We start from the raw sequence: 20,135 nt of genomic DNA, 5'->3' as shown, positions 1-20,135 counted from the left end.
AAGAATGAGTCAGCTTTCACATTTAGATGAGCTTGAAGCAGAGGCTATATATATAATCAGAGAGGTAGCCGCAGAGTGCGAAAAGCCTGTTATGCTCTATTCAATAGGCAAGGACAGCTCTGTTATGCTCCACCTCGCAATGAAGGCTTTTTACCCTGAAAAGCCGCCGTTCCCGTTTATGCACATAGACACTACATGGAAGTTTAAAGATATGATTAAATTCCGTGACGATACAGCAAAAAAACTTGGCATTGAGATGATTGTTTATTCCAACGAAGAGGGAATAAAGCAGGGTATCAATCCGTTTGACCACGGCGCTGCTTATACGGATATTATGAAAACACAGGCTTTAAAGCAGGCACTTACAAAGTACGGCTTTACAGCGGCATTCGGCGGCGGCAGACGAGATGAAGAAAAGTCAAGAGCAAAAGAGAGAATTTTCTCTTTCAGAAATCAGGCGCAGGCTTGGGACCCTAAAAATCAGCGTCCCGAGATGTGGAAACTTTACAACACTAAAATCAACAAGGGCGAAAGCATAAGAGTTTTCCCAATTTCAAACTGGACAGAAAAAGACATCTGGCAGTACATAAAGAGAGAAAATATAGATATTGTTCCGCTTTATTTTGCGGCGAAAAGACCTGTTGTATATCGTGACGGCAATATTATAATGGTTGACGATGACAGATTCCCGCTCAAAGAGGGTGAAGTACCGGAGTACAAGTCGGTTCGTTTCAGAACCCTTGGCTGTTATCCTCTTACAGGCGGTATTGAATCAACCGCAACTACCCTTGACGAAATCATTGACGAAACTTTAAGCTCTGTGTCTTCCGAGCGTACCTCAAGAGTTATTGACAACGAGGCGGCAGGAAGTATGGAACGCAGAAAAAGGGAGGGCTATTTCTAATGAAAGGTTTATTGAAGTTTATTACCTGCGGAAGTGTGGATGACGGTAAATCTACACTTATAGGTCATATTCTGTATGATGCAAAGTTAATTTACGCCGACCAGGAAAAAGCTCTTGAGCTTGACAGTAAGTTAGGCAGCCGTAACGGTGACATTGACTATTCGCTTTTGCTTGACGGTCTTATGGCAGAGCGTGAACAGGGCATCACAATAGATGTTGCTTACCGTTATTTTACAACCGATAACAGAAGTTTTATTGTAGCCGATACCCCCGGCCATGAGGAATATACAAGAAATATGGCGGTAGGTGCGTCTTTTGCAGACCTCGCCGTAATTCTTATAGACGCATCTCAGGGTGTACTTGTGCAGACAAGAAGACACGCAAGAATCTGCAAACTTATGGGTATAAGACATTTTGTTTTTGCGGTAAATAAAATGGACCTTGTAAATTACAGTGAACAGCGTTTTAATGAAATCGTAGCACAGATTGACGAGCTTAAAAAAGAGCTTTCTCTTGAAAATATCTACATTATTCCGCTTTCTGCCACAGAGGGCGACAATGTAACTGTAAAGTCAAAGAATATTCCCTGGTATAACGGAGTGCCGCTCCTTGAATACCTCGAAAAGGTTGATGTATCAGCATCAGAGGAGGAAGAGGGCTTTTATATGCCTGTTCAAAGAGTTTGCCGTCCCGATCACACATTCAGAGGTTTTCAGGGACAGATTGAGTCGGGCAGTATAAATGTAGGCGATGAAATCATTGCATTGCCAAGCAACGAAAAAGCTAAGGTTAAGCAGTTGCTTGCGGCAGGCAAAGATGTAAAAACCGCATTTAAGGGTCAGCCTGTTACAATTACACTTGATAAAGAAGTTGATGTGTCAAGAGGCTGTGTAATTGCAAAGGACACAAAACTTGCGTCTTATCAGAAACTTAATGTATCAATTCTCTGGATGGACGACGAACCTCTTGCGGTCGGTACAGATTATCTTGTAAAACTCGGTACAAAGACAATCAGCGGTATTATTACAGGTATTGAATATGCTGTTGATGTAAATACAGGCGAGCATATCAAGGCAGATGCTTTAAATAAAAACGGTATTGCGGTATGTAATCTTTTACTTACCGAGCCGATTGTTGCCGACTTGTTCTCTGCTCACAAAACTTTGGGTGAACTTATACTTATAAATCGTGTAACGAATATGACTTCGGCATGCGGTGTGGTTGAAAAGGTAAGTCAGAAAGGCGTATCGGGTTCTGAAAAAGCTTCGTTCAAAAACGGCGAGCTTGAGGCAAGAGGAGATATTTTTGAAGAATTCTACTATGATACCACAAGCCTTAATGTACTTAAATATCAGCCTGTAAGAGAAACTTACACTGTCGGTGACGAAATTCCGACAAGCGGCGACAGCTACTCATATCCTGACAGCTTTGATATTATTGTACTTCGTGATCTTGTTGCGGTAAGCGTTCGCAATAAGGTGGTTACTGCAATTACTCATGCAGATGATTACAAATACAGCGCTGTGCCTGTTATCAACGGCAGGGGTTTTGAGATTCTTGCAGACAGCGATGAAAAAATCAAAACAATGCTTGACGAATACAAAAATCTTGAAGATATTAACGATTCAAAATTCTTTGCAAAATGGGTAAAGTTTAATACATACAGAAAAATTGTAATTCAAAAGCTATAATAACCACAATACATAAAAACAGATGTAAAACGAATTTGAGTTTTGCGTCTGTTACTGTGCTGATGACATTCGGCTTTGTAATAATTATGATAAAAGGTATAATCGTACCGTGCATAATTTTAGCGATAGTATGGCTTTGTCACCTGATTTATTTTATATTCTTTGTGAAAACAATTGCAGAATAAATTAAAAAGACAAATATACGACAGTGTGTGATTTTTATTTCATACACTGTCGTTTTTTGTAAAATTGATGTATATGTCGAAATTTAATTGACAAAAATAATCGTTAATGATATTATAAAATTGTATTAACTTTATATTTTATATGCAAATATTACACAGATTTATTTATGGGTGAAAAGTAATGAAGATAAAAAATATTAATTTCTTGGCAAAAGCAAATATCAAAGGTAATCGAAAGAGTATATTTATTACAGCTTTTATGGTTATACTTGTTATTTCCCTTACATTGATTTCAAGTTATGCCGTAACAATTAACAGAGCCGTAACTGATTATAAAAATGATATTCGTGCGAGAATGATTACTTTCAGTCCGATAGACAATGGTGCCGTTACCGACGAATTAAAGAGCAAGTTAATGTCTTTTGACCATGTGGAAGATATATACGAACTTAAGGGAATAATAAATCAGTATATGGATGTAGTTGATGTAAGTGACGAAAACGGCGAATATAAAGATTTTTATAAAGGCAACGAAGATTTAAAAGGCAGTTTAAATTTATATCCGTTGATAGGCGATGAAAAAATGGATGTAATGGCAGGAAAAAGTCTTGATGAAAGTCCCGTGTACAGTTGTATAATACCAAGTCTTTTTTATCCTTTTGAATATGAAAACACTGATTCTGACCTTAATTATATAGACGGCGAAAGTCTTATCGGAAAAACAATTACAGTAACGCCTTCGAATGGTGACGGACTTGAAGTTTTTTATAATATCGACCCTGAATTGGCAATGTATGAAAATAAAACTATGTATTTGCCTGCAATTGAATATAAGTTGAAAGTTGTGGGTGTGTATTATTCAGAGCCTACAACTAAGGGCTATTATAACCATATATTTGTTTCGGAGGATACGGGGGTGCAGATAATTCAAGACGCTTTTGACGCTTCAATAATAGATTTGAATGATGAAAGGTCAAATGCCGTGCATTGGTACAAGACCCCGTCTTTGCACGATCACTTTATAGTCGTTGATGATTACGATAACATAGTACCGTTGTGTAATGAACTTAATGAGGCAGGGTATTTTGTATTTTCCGACCCCGAACTCGGAATACAGGAGGAAACGGTTAAATTATCAAAAGTTTTCAAAATATTAAGTGTTTTTATGATTTCGGCATCGCTTATACTGTGTGTTGTTATTCTTATACAATCGACGGTGCTTTCTCTGCTTAACAGAAAGGGTGAAATCGGTTTGCTGAAAGCTATAGGTTATAAAAACAGTCAGATATTTAAATGTATGTATTTTGAACAGTTGATTCTTACAATAAGGGGCTGTGCTATAGGTGCGGTTATTTCAGCATTGGTAATTGCGGTTATGAATTTTATGTTTAATCATGATACATATATAAATCGTTTGTATGTTGTAAATTGGACTGATTACCTGATTTTCCTTGCCGTTTCATTGGCTTTGGCAGTTGTTGTTCCGCTTATATGTCAGCTTATTTCACTCTGCAAAATTAATAAAATACAGCCAAAGGACGCTATGAATTAAATTAAACGAGGTACTGTTATGAACGCAATAGAATTAAAAGAAATTTCAAAAATATATAACAACAGTGTAGTTGCCGTGGACAATGTTTCGCTTACGGTAAATCAAGGTGAATTTATTGCCGTTATGGGACAGTCGGGCAGCGGAAAAAGCACTTTGCTTCAAATTGCGGGTTTACTTGATACTTGCACATCGGGGCAGGTAATTATTAACGGCAATGATGTATCTACCCTTGACAAAAATGCGCTTGCAGATGTTCGTATGGAAAATTTAGGCTTTGTGTTTCAAGCCTTTCATCTTAATGCACATTTAAAACTCTACGAAAATGTTATGGTACCTATGCTGATAAACGATAAATTCACCTCAATGAATGATATGAAAGAACAGGCAATGCAGCTGATAGATTCGGTAGGTCTTACTAACCGCAAAGAACATTATCCTTTCGAACTTTCTGGCGGTGAACAGCAGAGAGTTGCCATTGCAAGAGCGCTTGCCAATGACCCCGATTTTATTCTCGCCGACGAACCGACAGGAAATCTTGACAGTAAAAACGAACTTATGGTTTTTGAAGAATTAAAAAAGTTGTGTTATCTTGGCAAAGGTGTGCTTGTTGTAAGTCATAATGACGCCGTTATTGATTTTGCGGATAAAATATATACTATGAAAGACGGAGTATTGGGAGAAAAGTAAAATGAAACTTGCAAAACTAAATATTCTGATAAAATCATCGGTAAAAACCAGAAAGCTGTCTTCCGCATTTTTCTGTATATTTGTGATATTATCAACAGTTCTTATGCTTTTGTCGATTGGTTTGATTTTACCTATGACTGACAATGTGGTAAATAAAATTAATAATCATATTTCAAGACGAGAACTTGAAACTGATTTTACGGATAATATACCGGACGACTATATAGAAAGTAAAATCACAAAGCTGAAAGAAAATCAATATGTAACCGATGTTTATAAAATTCCGTCAAAACTGACTTTTTCCGATAGTTCTAAAACTTTGTCGTCACAATACACATTGGCGTTTGTTCATAACGAAAGCTCTCCTTTAATTACTTCGGGCAGAACTTTTGACGAAAGCGAAACCGGAGTAGCGCTTGTTCCCGAAAAAATAAAAGATTACAATGAAAACGAACGCAAATTCAGTGAGATAAACGGTGAAGATTTAATCGGAAAAACTCTTGAATTAAATGTAGGAGAGGATACGGTATTTAAAATAAAAATAATCGGCGCTTACAGTACATCGGATCCTATATTTGAAAATAAAGAAATACTTGTGCCGAAGAATGATTTGTTTAAATACGATGCGGCAGTATCGGGTGAATATTCGGGCGATAAAAGTTATATGATTGTTGTAGATAAACCCGAAAATACCGAAACGGCGCTGCAGGAGTTGTCTGATATATGTAATGTTTATAAAAGAACGGATGTTATAAATGTACAGACTTATAATACAGCAATGTATATTTCTCTTGCGACGGCGGTTTTATTTATTGCTTTTATTATAGTCGGATTTTTTATTTTTTTGAAAAACAATATAAGCAATCGTACAAACGAGCTTGCTTTATACCGTGCTCTCGGCTACAAAACAAAGCATATATTTTATATAATTTTTACAGAGCATATAATACTCGCTTTGATTTCGATATTTATAGGTATAATTTTCGCTTTCTTGTTAGGAAATCTGCTTATAAATCCTTATATATATTCATTGCTTGGCAATACAATTATGGAAATGACCGTAAAAATAACGATTGGTGAAATTTCAACGGTAATACTGATGATTATATTGCTCCTCTTTATAGTTTGTAAAACAGCGGTAAAACGGTCTGAAAAAACAGACTTAACCGTCTTACTTAGAGAAAGATAAGAACAATCCCTCAACGGTAAATTTCATAATTTGCTGTTGAGGGATTTTTATAATGCAGGTTTATTTAATATGTTATACAATTAAAAACTCTCTTGACAAAGAGATAAATTAATGATAAGATAACAGTGTTATATAACGCTGTTATCTTTTGCGAGGTAATTTAAATGACAGGTAATGAAGAAACAAAGGCAAAAATCGAAAAAGCGGCTCTTGATGAATTTATGGAAAAAGGTTTTGCCAATGCCTCATTAAGACAAATAGTAAAAAATGCAGGACTTACCACAGGTGCGTTTTACAAATATTTTTCTACTAAAGAAGATTTATTTGCTTCGCTGGTTGAACCGTATGCAAATAAAATATATTCTATTTATGATGTTACTTTGCAAAATTTTCAGACTTTGTCGAGCAGTGAACAGCAAAATGCTATGACCAGAGTTTCAACGGATTCCATCACGCAAATGCTCAACTATATTTACGAACATTACGATAATTTTAAATTGCTGCTTTGTAAGGCTGACGGCACGGAGTTTACTTCTTTTATACATAATCTTGTTGAAAGAGAAACGCAGTCAACCCTTAAATTTATTGAAGATATGCGAAAAAGCGGAACGGAAATTCCGCAGCTTGACAAGGACTTTATTCATATGGTGTCGAGCGGTATGTTTTCGGCAATGTTTGAAATTGTGGTTCACGATATGAAAAAGAGCGTTGCGATTGAGCGTGTCAAAAAGCTGAAAATGTTTTATACCGGAGGCTGGGAAAAACTTTTCGGTATATCATTTTAAAATCAGTATAATTTTTTCGTATCTGTATAGGCAGATACGAAAATTTTTAAATAAAAGTTAGCTTAAACTAACTATTTTATCAAAGGAGTGTGGAATAATGAAAAAAGAAAAATCCTCTGCGGCATGGATTATGCAGTGGGCAGGCAGGCACAAATCTCTTTACGCAGTAAGCGTAGTGCTTGCGATTTTGAATGTATTGTTCAAGCTGATACCGTTTTTCATTATAGGTGATGTTATAAACAAACTGTTAAACGGTGAGAAAAACTTTTCGGTGTATCTGATTGAAATTGCAATGATAGCGGCTTCTTTTGTTATAGCCGAAATATTCCATTCGATTTCAACTGCTTTTTCACACAAAGCTACTTTCAGCGTACTCGGTCAGATTCGTAAAGAAACCTGCGACAAACTTTCAAGAGTGCCGCTCGGATATGTTAAAGATACATCATCGGGTACGCTTAAGAACATAATGGTCGAGCGAATAGACAGCATAGAAACAACGCTTGCGCATATTTTGCCGGAATTTACTTCAAACATAATTCCTCCGATTGTTGTTCTTGTGTATTTATTCATAATTGACTGGCGAATGGCACTGCTTTCGCTTGTAACCGTTGTGCTCGGCTTTTGCTCAACCTTTGGAATGTTTATCGGCTATGAAGAAAACTTTAAAAATGCGGTCGAAAAAACCAAGGCGCTTAACAATGCGGCAGTGGAATACATAAACGGCATTGAGGTTATAAAGGTATTCGGCAAGGCGGACTCCTCTTACGAAAAATTCACAAAAGCCGCTAAAGAGGGAGCAGAGGCGTATATCGGCTGGATGCGCAAATGCTGTATTTATCATAGCATTTCGCTTGTTCTTACCCCGTACACACTTCTCACCGTTTTGCCGTTTGGCGCAATGTTTATTTTAAACGGCAGTCTTTCTGTTGCAAATTTTGTAATGTGCATTATTCTTGCACTGAGCATTGTAGGACCGCTCATTGCCGTTATGAGCTACACCGATGACCTCGGCAAAATAGGCACTGTTGTGGGCGAAGTGGCAGGTATTCTCACCCAAAAGGAACTTGACAGACCCGAAAAATCAAAGAAAAAGCCTTATGATTATTCTATAAGACTTAAAGATATATGCTTTGGTTATCACGATGAAGAAGTCCTGCACAACATAAATATGTGTATGGATTCGGGCAGTGTAAACGCTATTGTAGGTCCTTCGGGCAGCGGTAAATCAACAATTGCAAAACTCATAGCTTCTCTGTGGGATACAGACAGCGGAAGTATTGAAATCGGCGGTGTAAATATCAGAGATTTGTCGCTTGAAGAATACAATAAGAGCGTAGCTTATGTTGCACAAGACAATTACCTTTTTAACGAAACAGTAAGGGAAAACATCAGACAGGGCAATCTGAATGCGACTGACAAAGAGGTTGAGCAGGCGGCAAGGCTCAGCGGCTGTTATGACTTTATAATGTCGCTTGAAAACGGCTTTGACACCGTAGCAGGCGGTGCGGGCGGACACCTTTCGGGCGGCGAAAGACAGCGAATTTCCATTGCGAGGGCAATGCTTAAAAATGCGCCGATTGTAATTCTTGACGAGGCTACTGCATATACCGACCCTGAAAATGAAGCGGTAATACAGTCGTCTGTTGCAAAACTTGTGGCAGGCAAAACTTTAATTGTAATTGCACACAGACTTTCTACAATTACAGACGCAGACAAAATTTTTGTTATTGACGACGGCAGAGTTTGCGAACAGGGAACTCACAAGGAATTGCTTGAGGATAACGGATTATACAAGCAAATGTGGCAGGCTCATATTTCTGTTAAAGATAACGGAGGTGATATTAATGCTTAAAATTTTAAATAAGTTTTTTGATTTTTGCGGAAGTGTAAATAAAAAGAAGTTTCAAATTTCAATCGTGCTCGGAGTTATTCAGGCTGTTTGCGAGGCTATGAAAATCCCTGCGATTATGATTGTTCTTATGGATATAACCGATAATACGCTTAGTTCAAAAACTGTATTTTTGTCGCTTGCTATAATGTTTGTTTCAATTACGGTTGATTTCTTTGTAAGGAAAAAATCAGCTATGCTGCAGACAGAAGCAGGTTATAATGCGGCGGCAAACAAGAGAATTGAAATTGCACAGCATTTGCGTTATCTCCCAATGGGCTATTTTAATAAGAACAGCCTTGGTTCAATTACCTCCGTAGCAACCAATACAATGGAAAATCTCGGAGATGTTGCAACCCGAGTTGTAATGATGAGCACACAGGGGATTTTAAATACAGCGCTTATAATTGTAATGCTGTTATGTTTTGATTTCAGAATAGGTCTTATTGCCACCGCAGGTGTAATTTTATTTTTTGTTGTTAATTCTCTTCTACAAAAAGCAGGCGATAAACTTTCTGCCGAAAAAGTTGAATCGGACCAAAAACTTGTAAGTGAAATAATGGAGTATGTGCAAGGCATAGCGGAAGTTAAATCATACAACCTTTTCGGCAAGCAAACTAAAAAACTGAATAAAGCTATTGATAACAATGTAAAAGTAAACACCGAAATGGAATTTGCATTTATTCCGTATATGACAATTCAGAATATTATAACAAAACTTACGGGTGCGGTTATGATGTTTGTTTCTGTTTTGCTTTATCTTAACGGTTCTATGAGCCTTATGATTTGCATTGGTATGACAATTTGCGCATTTATGCTTTACTCAAGTCTTGAACAGGCAGGAAGTTACTCGGCACTTTTGCGTACGATTGATATTTGTATTGACAAAGCGCAGAAAATTCTTGACCTTGATACAATGGATATTGACGGAAAAGATATTATTCCGCAAAACTACGATATAGATGTTAATAATATTGAATTTTCATATGACAAACGAAAAATTATTGACGGCATTTCATTGCATATCCCGCAAAAGACCACAACCGCAGTTGTCGGTCCGTCAGGCGGAGGCAAATCAACCCTTTGCAATCTTATTTCAAGGTTTTGGGATGTTGACGGAGGTAATATCCGACTGGGCGGTATTGATGTACGGGAATACAGTATGGACAGCCTTATGAAAAACTTTAGCTTTGTGTTCCAGAATGTTTATCTTTTTGCGGATACCATAGCAAATAACATTGCTTTTGGCAGAGAAAACGCTACAAGAGAAGAAATTGTAACTGCCGCAAAAAAGGCTTGCTGCCACGATTTTATTATGAGTTTGCCCGATGGTTACGATACAGTGATAGGTGAGGGTGGTGCAAGTATTTCAGGCGGTGAAAAACAGAGAATTTCAATAGCAAGAGCAATTATGAAAAATGCACCTATAATTATTTTGGACGAAGCAACCGCAAATGTTGACCCCGAAAACGAAAAAGAGCTTGTTGAAGCGATTGACGCTCTTACAAAGGAAAAAACAATAATTATGATTGCGCACAGATTAAAGACGGTGCGCAATGCAGATCAGATTGTTGTTGTTGACAGCGGAAAAATAGCACAGCTCGGAACACATACGCAGCTTATGCAGGAGGGCGGAATTTACAAGAACTTTGTTAATGCCCGACAGCAAGCGGCAGGTTGGAAAATTAATGCATAAACTTGTAAAGAAAGACTGCTTTTTACAGACTTTCTTTGCATATTATAAAACAGTAATATAAGGTGGTGGAAGATGCTTTATCAACAAACAGCAATACTTTTAATACCGTTTTTAGGAACTTCTTTGGGTTCTGCAATGGTTTTCTTTACAAAAAATAAAATTAACGAAAAATTCCAGAAATTTTTACTCGGTTTTGCCTCGGGAGTAATGATAGCCGCATCAGTGTGGTCGCTGATTATTCCGTCTGTTGAAATGTCCGCTAAACAAAATGTAATCGAATGGCTGCCTGCTGCGGTGGGATTTTTGCTCGGAATAGGATTTTTGCTCTTGCTTGACAGTGTAATCCCTCATTTGCATCTTAACAGTGACAAACCTGAGGGTGTAAAGTCAAGACTTTCAAAAAATACTATGCTTGTGCTTGCGGTTACATTGCATAATATTCCGGAAGGTATGGCTGTAGGCGTAACTTTGGCAGGTGCAATTACAGAAAATACGGGTATAACCGTGGCAGGTGCGATTTCACTTGCAGTCGGAATTGCAATTCAGAATTTCCCGGAGGGAGCAATAATATCTCTGCCGCTCAAAGACGGCGGCTGTTCAAAGTTAAAATCATTTTATTACGGCGTGATTTCGGGTGTGGTTGAACCGATAGGTGCAATGATTACTTTGATTTTTGCGGGAATAGTGACACAAATTCTGCCGTATCTGTTGTCTTTTGCGGCAGGTGCTATGATTTATGTTGTAACGGAAGAATTAATACCCGAATCGCAGAGCGGAAAACACTCAAATATCGGTACAATCGGAGTTGCAATTGGGTTCGTAATTATGATGATTTTAGATGTTGGTTTGGGATAACCTACAAATTTCGGTTAGGCTTTTCTTACAGTATTGACAAATTGTGACAAATGAGTATAATATAATTATCATAAATCTTAGGAGGAACAGTTATGAAGAATTTTTTAAAAAATGAAAAATTATGGTGCGTTGTTGCAGGTGCAGCAGCAGTTATTGTAGGTAAAAAAGTATTTACTTCACCAAAGACTCGCAGCGTTGCAGTAACCGGTCTTGCAAAAGGTATGAAGCTTCAGAAAGATGCTAAGGCTAAATTCCAGAGCATGAAAGACGATGCGGCAGATCTTTGCTACGATGCAAAGGCAGAAGCCGGCATTGAAGCAGAAACTGAAACAGAAGTTGAAGAATAATGAAATATTCTATTGTATATGATAAGCCGCAGCGAATCAGATTCCGCTGCGGCGCATATGCTTTTGATAAGGCGTATGAGGGTTGTATTTATAATTTTCTTATAGAGAAAAATTATGTAAAAAAGGTTGAAGTAAATTCTGAAAACGGCGGTATCCTTGTTATGTATGACAAAGGTTATCGTCAGAATGTAATTGATGTTATAGCGTCAATAGAGCGCAGTTCTCTTGTAAAAGTTGAGGCAAAGAAAACTGTCAGCGTTCAAGATATTGACAATAATTTTAAACATAATCTGATTTCTTGCGTCGCAAAAAGACTTTTGCAAAAATGGCTTTTGCCCGCACCTATCAGAATGATAGTCACAATTTACACAAGTATAAAATACATAAAAAAGGCTTTAAAGGCACTTTGGGACTGCAAACTTAATGTTGATGTGCTTGACGGTGCGTCAATTGCAACCTGCTTGTTACAGAGAAACTTTAAAACCGCAGGAACGATAATGTTCTTGCTTACCGTATCCGGTATGCTCGAGGATTATACTCATGCCCGTACAAAAGCTGTGCTTACGGACAGCCTTGCTGTTAAGGCGGACAAGGTATGGCTTGTAACCGATGATAATTCAGAAGTACTTATTCCTATGTCTGATTTGACAGAGGGTGATAACATCAGAGTACAGACAGGCAATGTTATTCCTGTTGACGGTGTTGTTGTATCGGGTGAGGCAACAGTAAACGAGTCGTCTATGACAGGTGAGCCGCTCCCTGTTGCAAAGCGTGAGGGCATAACCGTATTTGCCGGTACTGTTGTGGAAGAGGGAAACATTGTAGTTAATGTAAAGGCTCTTTCTTCAAACACAAAAATAAGTAAAATTATTGACCTTATTGATAATTCGGAAAATCTTAAGGCAGGAGTACAAAGCCGTGCCGAAACTTTGGCAGACAGAATTGTACCGTTCAGCTTTTTAGGTTTTTTGGCTACTTTGGTTCTTACAAGGAATATTACCAAAGCTGTTTCTTTGCTTATGGTTGACTATTCCTGTGCTATCAAACTTTCTACTCCGATTGCGGTTATTTCCGCAATCAAGGAGGCGGCCGACCACGATATTACCGTTAAAGGCGGTAAGTATCTTGAGGCATATGCTCACGCAGATACCATTGTATTTGATAAAACAGGTACACTGACAAATGCCGAGCCGAAGCTTGAAAAAGTAATTTCTTTCAGTGATTATTCAGAGGAAGAAATACTCAAAATTGCAGCTTGTCTTGAGGAGCATTTCCCTCACAGCGTTGCGAATGCCGTTGTAAATGCAGCGAATGAAAGAGGATTATCTCACATAGAGGAGCACTCTGATGTTCAGTATATTGTTGCACACGGAATTGCAACCACACTGCACGGCAAAAAGGCTGTAATAGGCAGTAAGCATTTTGTAGTGGAGGACGAGCAGATTTCTGTAACCGAAGAACAGCAGAAAACTATTGATGAAAAATCAGGAGCTTGCTCTGTGCTTTATCTTGCTATCGGCGGTGTGCTTGTCGGTGCGTTATGTATAAGTGACCCACCACGAGAAGAGGCTGCGAGAGCTATTCGAATGCTTAGAAATCAGGGTATTGAAAGAGTTGTAATGCTTACCGGCGACAGTCAGAAAGCGGCTCAAATGACCGCAGAAATGCTTGGCATTACCGAATATAAATGTCAGGTACTTCCCGAGGATAAACATAAATATGTTGAAGAACTCAAGAAGAGCAGCAAGGGCGTAATTATGGTTGGTGACGGTATTAACGATACACCGGCGCTTGCGGCTGCAAATGTATCTGTTGCTATGCGAGATGCGTCTGATATTGCAAGAGAAACCGCAGATATTACAATCAAAAGCTCCGACCTTACCGAACTTGCGAGAATAAGAACAATAAGTCAGACATTAATGGATAGAATTAACCGCAATTACAGATTTATTGTAGGTTTTAATTCAGCACTGATGGCTTCGGGATTTTTAGGTCTTATTTCTCCGTCTATGTCTGCATTATTGCATAATTCTTCCACTATGCTTATTTGTGCCAAGAGTATGACTCCGCTCACAGAGAAAAAGCATAAAAGAAGAAAACTAAAAGAGAATAATTAACTTATAAAATTAACCGCTCTGTATTTTATGTGCAGAGCGGTTTTTATATGAAAGTTGAGTAATTATGGTTTAGCAAATTGATTTGCCAATCAATTATAAAAGTTTGGTCAACCTTTAAAACTGAATTTTTTAATTATTCCGCTTAACTTGTGCGTTAAACCATAATTTATTAAGATTATCGGCAAATTCAAGACATAACCTTAAATATAAAATCCGATAATCAATCTGCCGCCCGAATATTCGGTATACGGCTTTATTCTATGCAGTTTAAGAATATGCTTTACTATGGAAAGTCCTATACCTGTGCCACGCACCTCTTCGTCTTTTTCCAAACGGTTATACGGTTTCCATATCTTTTTTAAATCTTTTTTAGAAATTTCATCACATTCGTTTGAAATATTGAAATTATTATTTGCAAAGGATATTTTAATATCGGAATTATCTTTTGAGTATTTAACAGCATTCTCAATCAGATTTTCAAACACAAGCTCCATAAGTTCTTTGTCTGCAAAAATTTCCTTGTCATCTGCAGTTACGATAATATTTTTACTTGAAATATCATTGTATTTCTTCGCAATATTTTCAAGTTCTGTTTTAATATTGAACGATTTTATATTAAGTTTTGCAGAGTCGGATTCGAGTTTTGAAAAATTCAGCATTTTATGCACAAGGGCGTCCATATCGCCTGCCTGCTGTTGAATGACATCTATGTAATGCTGTTTTGTAAGGTAACCGTCTTCCTCACGCAGATTTTCAGAAAAACCGTTTATTATGCATAGCGGTGTTTTAAGATTGTGGGCAACTGCGTTTGTCATTTCTATTCTGTGTTGTTCTCGGATTGCCCTGTTTTTAAAGTTTCTCCAAATAATCAGAGAAAGCAAAATGCCGATTAAAATAAAGAAAGCAAGAATAATGCTGTTGCCGATTATAAGAGTAGGCATACAGGCTTTCAGAGGTTCAAGCTTTTGATATATACAAATCTTGCATGTTTTTTGATTATATGAGTTCATCTCATCAACAGATGAAAATCCGTCTGTATAATTTGGGTTTGCTTCGTAGATTTGTCTGTATATAAATGAAAAATCATCAAGAGGTATATATGCGGTGAAAATATCAGAATCTTCGGGATTATTTTTGTTGTATTCTTTTAATTCGTTTTCCTTGCCTCCGTTAAAGAAAAAATCCTTTGTAATTTCATTTTTCTTCATATCGCCTATTGAGTGAATAGGTCCGATTAATACGGTATTGGAAGCGCTATCAATAATTTTTTTGTAATTTTCTTCCACTTGTTTTTGTAATTCTTTTATCTCGCTTATTTTGTCTGATGATAAGTCAAAATACTCAATATGTTCATCTTCGGCATACCAAACATGGTTTTCGTTTGTACGCAGAATTTCTAATCGTATTGGTATCATCTCGTCTGTACCGACGCCGTTGTAATTATCCATTGCATATTGATTGACGGACAAAATATAATAATTACCGTTTTCGTCCGGTTCGGAATTAAGATAATCGGCAATTTTATTATACTGCTCATCGGTCATACTGTTTCGGAGAGTAAAATAATCAAGATAACCCCCCAGGCTGTAATTATTTACCATGTTATCGGTATCGGAAAAAGTATCAAAACTTGAATAATAATCGTCAAGTTCAATTGCCATTTTATTTGCGCTGTCAACCGAAATATTATAGTAATCATTTTCCAATGATACATATATGTCATTGTATGAGGAATTACCGTAATAGTAATTGTTGAGATTTGTCACAATAAATGTATTTATTTGACCGCTTTCGGTTATATCAATATATTTTGTATTGTCATAAATATATTTAGATTGCAGTTCAGCCTGATATTGATCGATTTGTTTTGTGAAATTGTATGTCAGGTAAGAAAAAGTACCGATTGTCAGCAGGCAAATAAGCAGAACTATTGAAATTATATTTATGAGAATTTTTCTATTTTCTTTTTTCAGCTTTTTATTCATAATTATTCCTCAATTTTGTAACCTCTGCCGATTACCGTCTTAATCAGCTTTGAGTTATCTTTTAATGCTTTTCGGAGATTTTTTATATGCGTGTCAAGTACACGAATGTCAACATTAGAGTCATAGCCCCAAAGCTTGTCTATCAGTTTTGTTCTGGAGATTACAATATTTTTGTTCTCTAAAAGAAATTTAAGTATTTTGTATTCTTTAGCTGTCAAATCAACTTCGTCACCGTCGGAAATTACGATTCCGTTGTTTGGATTCAGTGTAAGAGTTCCTGCCGTAAGTACAGAGGAACGCACAAGTCCCTTTGACCGCTTGATAAGAGCCTTTACCTTTTCAAAAAGAACAGGCAGGGCAAAAGGTTTTATTATGTAATCGTCACATCCGAGGGCATAGCCGTTAAGCACATCTTCTTCGTTTACCCGTGCGGTAATGAACATAATAGGCACATCGCTGTATCGTCTGACCTCTTTACAGATAGAAAATCCGTCCATTTTGGGCAGGTTTACATCGAGCAGAAGTAAATCATATGGATTTTCATATGCCATTTGCAGTCCGGTTTCTCCGTTTGGCGCAACGGCAACAGGAAAGTTTCCTTTGCCTTTGTTAGAAAAATATTCAACAACCATTTCTCTTATGTTTTTGTCATCTTCTACAAGAAGTATTTTGTACATTGTAATCACCATATATAAAGTAACTTTTTTATTTGTGTTTTGTGTGAAGAATAATATTTATTAATAATTTTATACCAAAAAAATTTTATTTGCAACAGCTTGCTAAGCAGGTACGGTTATGCTAAAATTTGTCTATAAAGGAATGATTAAAATGAAGATAGGCGAATATAATGTTGAGGTAAGACGAAGCAAAAGAAAAAGCGCAGCAATAAAAATAACTGCGGATATGCAAATTGTTGTATTTGTACCTCTGTATGTCAGCGACAATGAAATTGAAAGAATGGTAATTTCAAAATCAAAATGGATAGATGATAAAAAATAAAAGCCCGACTTCGACGGTCGGACTTTTTGCTTAGTTTACGGAATTTAATTTCATATCTGAATAATTATAATTTTCAATCGGAAGTTTATCTTTTAATACATCAAGGCTTTTTAATGATATGATTTCTTCTTTTTGCTTTTTGGTAAGATGTTTAATATGGTATTCAAGTTTAGAGGCTGTGGCTCGGTTTTCGCTTATCCACAGCGATTCGAGCTTTTTAGCTTTATGAGTGCGGGTGTATTTTGCACATTTTTCATTTTGCAAAAAATGCTCGTTCATTCTTTTTTCTATATCCAAGGCAATACCTGTATAAAGGGTATTGTCGCAACACCGCAGTATGTATGTGTAGTACATAAAATCACCTGTAAAATTATAGCATATTCGCATAGTTTTTTGCAATAAAAATCCTGACAATTCAAAAGAACTGTCAGGAAAGTTTTATGCTTTTTCGGCTTTTGCATTAAGCTTTTTATCATGAATTTTTCTTGCAATATAAACAAACGGGGTATCGAGCAAACTTGTGAAAATATAGATAACATAGCTTGAAATGAAAATTGAAATAAGTGTCGGAATATCATATGTGCCCCAGAAAGCGAATGCTGTGAAAAGAGCAGTGTTAAGAATCTGACTGATAAGTGTTGAACCGTTATTTCTAAGCCACAAAAATCTGCGTTTGCTGCCAAACTTCTTTTCTGTAAAATTCCACCATTTATGGTAAAGCCAAACATCAAACATCTGGCTTACGGCATATACAACAAGAGATGCAAGAATCATTCGTGGTGTGTTTGAGAACACTGCTTTTATTGACGGCATAATTGTATCTGTTGCGCTTGGCGTATAAAGCATCCAGCTTTGCGAAAGCACAAGGAAGAATATTGAACAGAATATACCGGCATATACGGCGGTTTGTGCGGCTTTTTTGCCTTCACATTCCGACAAAATATCGGTTATCAAAAATGTTACGGCAAAAAGAACATTACCGAGTGTTTGTTCCATTCCGAATGCGTTTATCATTATTGTAACTTCAATATTTGCAAGAATAGTTGCAATTACAGATATACAATAAAGTCCTATTTTTCCAAAAAAATTGTATCCTAAAAGTGCTGCACCGTAAATAAATACTACGGAACATATAAGTATAAGTTCGTTTGGCATATCAGTCACCCACTCCAAAATCAGTATTGTTAATTAAAATATCGGCTCTGTCGTTATCCTTATATATAGGATAAATTTCTTTTATAAAAGCCTTTATAAGTTCTTTATCGGGTTTTACGCTTGTGGAATTTTCGCACATTATATTAATGCAAATTCGTTCAAAATATTTGAGTCCAAGTTCAATATCGTTTCTTATAGACTCAACGGTCTGACCTTTAATTCCGAAAAGGAAATTAGCTTCATCGAAATTTTCAGAGATTTTTTCGGGATTTTTTTCTTTGATTCCCTTTTTAAGCACATTCTCTCTGAAATCATAATCAAAGGTTTCAAGACCGAGTTTCATTTTAAGCGTAAAGTCGGAAAACTCTTTTCTCAAATCAGCAATTCTGTTGTTGTAAAGATAGTGCGACTCAAAATGAATTGTGTGGATATTCTTTTGTTTGCAAACCTTTTTTATAAGCTCGACGGTATTTTTGTCAAGTTCAAACACCGACCCCGAGTTTATTACTTCAAGGTTTTGAAAGATGCCTGTTACATTTTCAAGCACCTTGCTGTTCAGCCTGAAATTTTCTTCTTCATTTTTACAGCTGTCACTGTAATAGTCGCAGAATGTGCATTTGGTATAAACACACCCACTGCCACGCAGAAGGACAATTTCACGACTGTTTTTTTCGTGAATTATACTGTACCTTTCCATAAATTTGGCATAAAAAAACACCCACAGGGGGTGTACGGACACAGTAAGTCCTATGCCTTTCCTCCTTAGTTTTGATTGAGCAAGCCCCTTTTGGTTAATTGCTCGAGCAGGATGGTTACGAACTGCTTGACTAATATGTTATCACAATAGAGGCTTTTTGTCAAATTATCAGGAAAAATATATTTAATAGCAATTCTACTTGAATTTATAAGCAAAATTGTATATAATTTATATGGCAAATGATAATATGATATGGCAAATGATAATATGAAATTGTCGTTTGTTGATAAATATTTTATGAAGTTTTGAAAGGCGGAAAAAATGAGAGAATTTAGTTTTTATGGAGATACTACTGACAGATTTCCGTTTAGTGGAAAAGAAATGCAGCAGTATCAGGAGCGTGTAAAGCGTATTCGCAGTAATCACAGACTTACGGTGCTTTCTTTTGTACTGTTGGTACTTGCAATAGTCGAAACTATGTTTTTTGTTACGGTTCAGTTAATGCTTAAAAGTTCGGAGTATGTCGGTTTGCTCAGCGTAATTCTTGAGGCTCTTACATTAATAATTGTTGCCGCCACAGTACATGGATACAGAAAAATGTCAATTGACTTGCGTTCGGTTGATTTAGCGGTTCTGATAATAGCGGAATTGCTGTTTGGTTTTTCCGAATTTATGATGTATGTATACAAACAGCCGTTTTATATGTATGTCATTGCAGGCATATCATTTGTACTGATTTTGTATATTCTGCTTTTTGTTAAGGCAAAAATAAAAGAAAGAGTTACTTTTGCCGCTCTGCCGCTTGTAATGCTTGTTGCGGCAGGTTTTTTGAGTATAAATACATCAATATTTACGGTAAGATATGTCTATCTTTCTTCCGATGGTTATTATAATGATGTGAGCAATAATGATATGGCTCATTTTTACTACACAGAGTCTGTTAATGTAACAAACTTTTCAAAGCTCCCGTCATACGGCACAAAAGGAATATACAGTATGAGCGAGTATGAAAATTTTTGCAGCTCTTACAAAGGTTCGGTAAATATGAGTGAATTGCTTAATTTCAGCCGCAACTACAGTGACGGATTTTTTAACAGCAATTGCCTTTATGTTGCTCCTGTTGAGCTTGAATCGTCGGCAGACAGAGTCAGCTTTAGGGGACTTAGCTATGCAATCAGTTCGCAGGTTCCGTGTGTTCAATATCAGAAATCAAAGGACAGCAATCAATCAAAGGGCGTTTGTCTTATGCTTATTGAAGTACCTCTAAAAGATGACGAAAAAATCAATAACATAGTAGAACTTAAAACCGATAGCGTGATTATGGCTCGATAATTTTTTTAAATCAGATTAAATCAGTCCTAAGTGTCATATAAATACATTACATTATATCTACTCATAAAACA

At 36.7% G+C, this 20,135-nt stretch carries 18 protein-coding genes; 13 read left to right on the top strand and 5 right to left on the bottom strand.

Annotated elements, in window-relative coordinates:
- The first annotated feature begins 4 nt into the window (after positions 1–4).
- From cysD to KGF34_RS05320, 11 genes are all read left to right on the top strand, one after another.
- Positions 5–904, top strand: a complete 900-nt coding sequence (cysD, locus tag KGF34_RS05370) for a sulfate adenylyltransferase subunit CysD (protein ID WP_252560146.1) — start codon at positions 5–7, stop codon at positions 902–904.
- Positions 904–2,595, top strand: coding sequence for a GTP-binding protein (locus KGF34_RS05365; protein WP_252560145.1), 1,692 nt, complete (start codon positions 904–906; stop codon positions 2,593–2,595). The genes cysD and KGF34_RS05365 overlap by 1 nt, the downstream gene beginning before the upstream one ends.
- A gap of 366 nt (positions 2,596–2,961) precedes the next feature.
- Positions 2,962–4,332: an ABC transporter permease gene (locus KGF34_RS05360; RefSeq protein WP_252560144.1), complete on the top strand. Its 1,371-nt coding sequence runs from the start codon at positions 2,962–2,964 to the stop codon at positions 4,330–4,332.
- Positions 4,333–4,350: 18 nt separating this feature from the next.
- Positions 4,351–5,019, top strand: a complete 669-nt coding sequence (locus KGF34_RS05355) for an ABC transporter ATP-binding protein (protein WP_252560143.1) — start codon at positions 4,351–4,353, stop codon at positions 5,017–5,019.
- A 1-nt stretch (position 5,020) separates the two neighbouring features.
- Positions 5,021–6,208 carry an FtsX-like permease family protein gene (locus KGF34_RS05350; RefSeq protein ID WP_252560142.1) on the top strand — a complete coding sequence of 396 codons (1,188 nt, stop codon included), beginning with the start codon at positions 5,021–5,023 and terminating at the stop codon, positions 6,206–6,208.
- A 164-nt stretch (positions 6,209–6,372) separates the two neighbouring features.
- Positions 6,373–6,993 carry a TetR/AcrR family transcriptional regulator gene (locus tag KGF34_RS05345; protein ID WP_186935147.1) on the top strand — a complete coding sequence of 207 codons (621 nt, stop codon included), beginning with the start codon at positions 6,373–6,375 and terminating at the stop codon, positions 6,991–6,993.
- 97 nt (positions 6,994–7,090) lie between these two features.
- Complete coding sequence (locus KGF34_RS05340; RefSeq protein WP_252560141.1) at positions 7,091–8,845, top strand: ABC transporter ATP-binding protein; 1,755 nt, start codon at positions 7,091–7,093, stop codon at positions 8,843–8,845.
- Complete coding sequence (locus tag KGF34_RS05335; protein WP_252560140.1) at positions 8,838–10,577, top strand: ABC transporter ATP-binding protein; 1,740 nt, start codon at positions 8,838–8,840, stop codon at positions 10,575–10,577. The genes KGF34_RS05340 and KGF34_RS05335 overlap by 8 nt, the downstream gene beginning before the upstream one ends.
- Positions 10,578–10,649: 72 nt before the next feature.
- A complete protein-coding gene (locus tag KGF34_RS05330) occupies positions 10,650–11,432 on the top strand; it encodes a ZIP family metal transporter (protein ID WP_252560139.1) in 783 nt (260 codons plus the stop codon).
- Between the two features lie 92 nt (positions 11,433–11,524).
- On the top strand, positions 11,525–11,779 hold the full coding sequence (locus tag KGF34_RS05325; protein ID WP_252560138.1) for a DUF1490 domain-containing protein: 255 nt from the start codon (positions 11,525–11,527) through the stop codon (positions 11,777–11,779).
- Positions 11,779–13,896, top strand: coding sequence for a heavy metal translocating P-type ATPase (locus KGF34_RS05320; protein ID WP_252560137.1), 2,118 nt, complete (start codon positions 11,779–11,781; stop codon positions 13,894–13,896). Before KGF34_RS05325 ends, KGF34_RS05320 begins: the two co-directional genes overlap by 1 nt.
- Positions 13,897–14,096: 200 nt before the next feature.
- On the opposite strand, the gene KGF34_RS05315 is transcribed toward KGF34_RS05320, so the two are convergent.
- Positions 14,097–15,881 (bottom strand): HAMP domain-containing sensor histidine kinase, encoded by a 1,785-nt coding sequence (locus tag KGF34_RS05315; protein ID WP_252560136.1) that lies wholly within the window; start codon positions 15,879–15,881, stop codon positions 14,097–14,099.
- Between the two features lie 2 nt (positions 15,882–15,883).
- Complete coding sequence (locus KGF34_RS05310) at positions 15,884–16,558, bottom strand: response regulator transcription factor (protein ID WP_252560135.1); 675 nt, start codon at positions 16,556–16,558, stop codon at positions 15,884–15,886.
- Between the two features lie 118 nt (positions 16,559–16,676).
- Here KGF34_RS05310 and KGF34_RS05305 point away from each other — a divergent pair, with 118 nt between their 5' ends.
- Complete coding sequence (locus KGF34_RS05305) at positions 16,677–16,880, top strand: hypothetical protein (RefSeq protein ID WP_252560134.1); 204 nt, start codon at positions 16,677–16,679, stop codon at positions 16,878–16,880.
- Positions 16,881–16,910: 30 nt separating this feature from the next.
- Here the strand turns inward: KGF34_RS05305 and KGF34_RS05300 are convergent, their stop codons facing one another.
- Genes KGF34_RS05300 through KGF34_RS05290 form a run of 3 tightly spaced genes read right to left on the bottom strand, consistent with a single transcriptional unit; the run spans position 16,911 to position 18,732 of the window.
- Positions 16,911–17,267 carry a GIY-YIG nuclease family protein gene (locus tag KGF34_RS05300; RefSeq protein WP_252560133.1) on the bottom strand — a complete coding sequence of 119 codons (357 nt, stop codon included), beginning with the start codon at positions 17,265–17,267 and terminating at the stop codon, positions 16,911–16,913.
- Between the two features lie 51 nt (positions 17,268–17,318).
- The gene (locus KGF34_RS05295; protein WP_252560132.1) at positions 17,319–18,035 is read right to left on the bottom strand and encodes a queuosine precursor transporter; all 717 of its coding nucleotides are present in this window, start codon (positions 18,033–18,035) and stop codon (positions 17,319–17,321) included.
- Position 18,036: 1 nt separating this feature from the next.
- A complete protein-coding gene (locus KGF34_RS05290) occupies positions 18,037–18,732 on the bottom strand; it encodes a radical SAM protein (RefSeq protein WP_252560131.1) in 696 nt (231 codons plus the stop codon).
- Positions 18,733–19,053: 321 nt separating this feature from the next.
- On the opposite strand from KGF34_RS05290, the gene KGF34_RS05285 reads away from it, so the two are divergent.
- Positions 19,054–20,064: a hypothetical protein gene (locus KGF34_RS05285; protein WP_252560130.1), complete on the top strand. Its 1,011-nt coding sequence runs from the start codon at positions 19,054–19,056 to the stop codon at positions 20,062–20,064.
- Positions 20,065–20,135: the final 71 nt, after the last annotated feature.

It is taken from the genome of Ruminococcus sp. FMBCY1 (assembly GCF_023921805.1).
Taxonomy (GTDB): Bacteria; Bacillota; Clostridia; order Oscillospirales; family Acutalibacteraceae; genus Ruminococcoides; species Ruminococcoides intestinale_A.
Note: the sequence above shows the minus strand (reverse complement) of the source record. Positions and strands in the feature narration are given on the sequence as shown.

Excerpts from the sequence above, each read along its gene's own strand:
- cysD (WP_252560146.1), top strand. The coding sequence starts at position 5 with ATGAGTCAGCTTTCACATTTAGATGAGCTTGAAGCAGAGGCTATATAT.
- KGF34_RS05365 (WP_252560145.1), top strand. The coding sequence starts at position 904 with ATGAAAGGTTTATTGAAGTTTATTACCTGCGGAAGTGTGGATGACGGT.
- KGF34_RS05360 (WP_252560144.1), top strand. The coding sequence starts at position 2,962 with ATGAAGATAAAAAATATTAATTTCTTGGCAAAAGCAAATATCAAAGGT.
- KGF34_RS05355 (WP_252560143.1), top strand. The coding sequence starts at position 4,351 with ATGAACGCAATAGAATTAAAAGAAATTTCAAAAATATATAACAACAGT.
- KGF34_RS05350 (WP_252560142.1), top strand. The coding sequence starts at position 5,021 with ATGAAACTTGCAAAACTAAATATTCTGATAAAATCATCGGTAAAAACC.
- KGF34_RS05345 (WP_186935147.1), top strand. The coding sequence starts at position 6,373 with ATGACAGGTAATGAAGAAACAAAGGCAAAAATCGAAAAAGCGGCTCTT.
- KGF34_RS05340 (WP_252560141.1), top strand. The coding sequence starts at position 7,091 with ATGAAAAAAGAAAAATCCTCTGCGGCATGGATTATGCAGTGGGCAGGC.
- KGF34_RS05335 (WP_252560140.1), top strand. The coding sequence starts at position 8,838 with ATGCTTAAAATTTTAAATAAGTTTTTTGATTTTTGCGGAAGTGTAAAT.
- KGF34_RS05330 (WP_252560139.1), top strand. The coding sequence starts at position 10,650 with ATGCTTTATCAACAAACAGCAATACTTTTAATACCGTTTTTAGGAACT.
- KGF34_RS05325 (WP_252560138.1), top strand. The coding sequence starts at position 11,525 with ATGAAGAATTTTTTAAAAAATGAAAAATTATGGTGCGTTGTTGCAGGT.
- KGF34_RS05320 (WP_252560137.1), top strand. The coding sequence starts at position 11,779 with ATGAAATATTCTATTGTATATGATAAGCCGCAGCGAATCAGATTCCGC.
- KGF34_RS05315 (WP_252560136.1), bottom strand. The coding sequence starts at position 15,881 with ATGAATAAAAAGCTGAAAAAAGAAAATAGAAAAATTCTCATAAATATA.
- KGF34_RS05310 (WP_252560135.1), bottom strand. The coding sequence starts at position 16,558 with ATGTACAAAATACTTCTTGTAGAAGATGACAAAAACATAAGAGAAATG.
- KGF34_RS05305 (WP_252560134.1), top strand. The coding sequence starts at position 16,677 with ATGCTAAAATTTGTCTATAAAGGAATGATTAAAATGAAGATAGGCGAA.
- KGF34_RS05300 (WP_252560133.1), bottom strand. The coding sequence starts at position 17,267 with ATGCGAATATGCTATAATTTTACAGGTGATTTTATGTACTACACATAC.
- KGF34_RS05295 (WP_252560132.1), bottom strand. The coding sequence starts at position 18,035 with ATGCCAAACGAACTTATACTTATATGTTCCGTAGTATTTATTTACGGT.
- KGF34_RS05290 (WP_252560131.1), bottom strand. The coding sequence starts at position 18,732 with ATGGAAAGGTACAGTATAATTCACGAAAAAAACAGTCGTGAAATTGTC.
- KGF34_RS05285 (WP_252560130.1), top strand. The coding sequence starts at position 19,054 with ATGAGAGAATTTAGTTTTTATGGAGATACTACTGACAGATTTCCGTTT.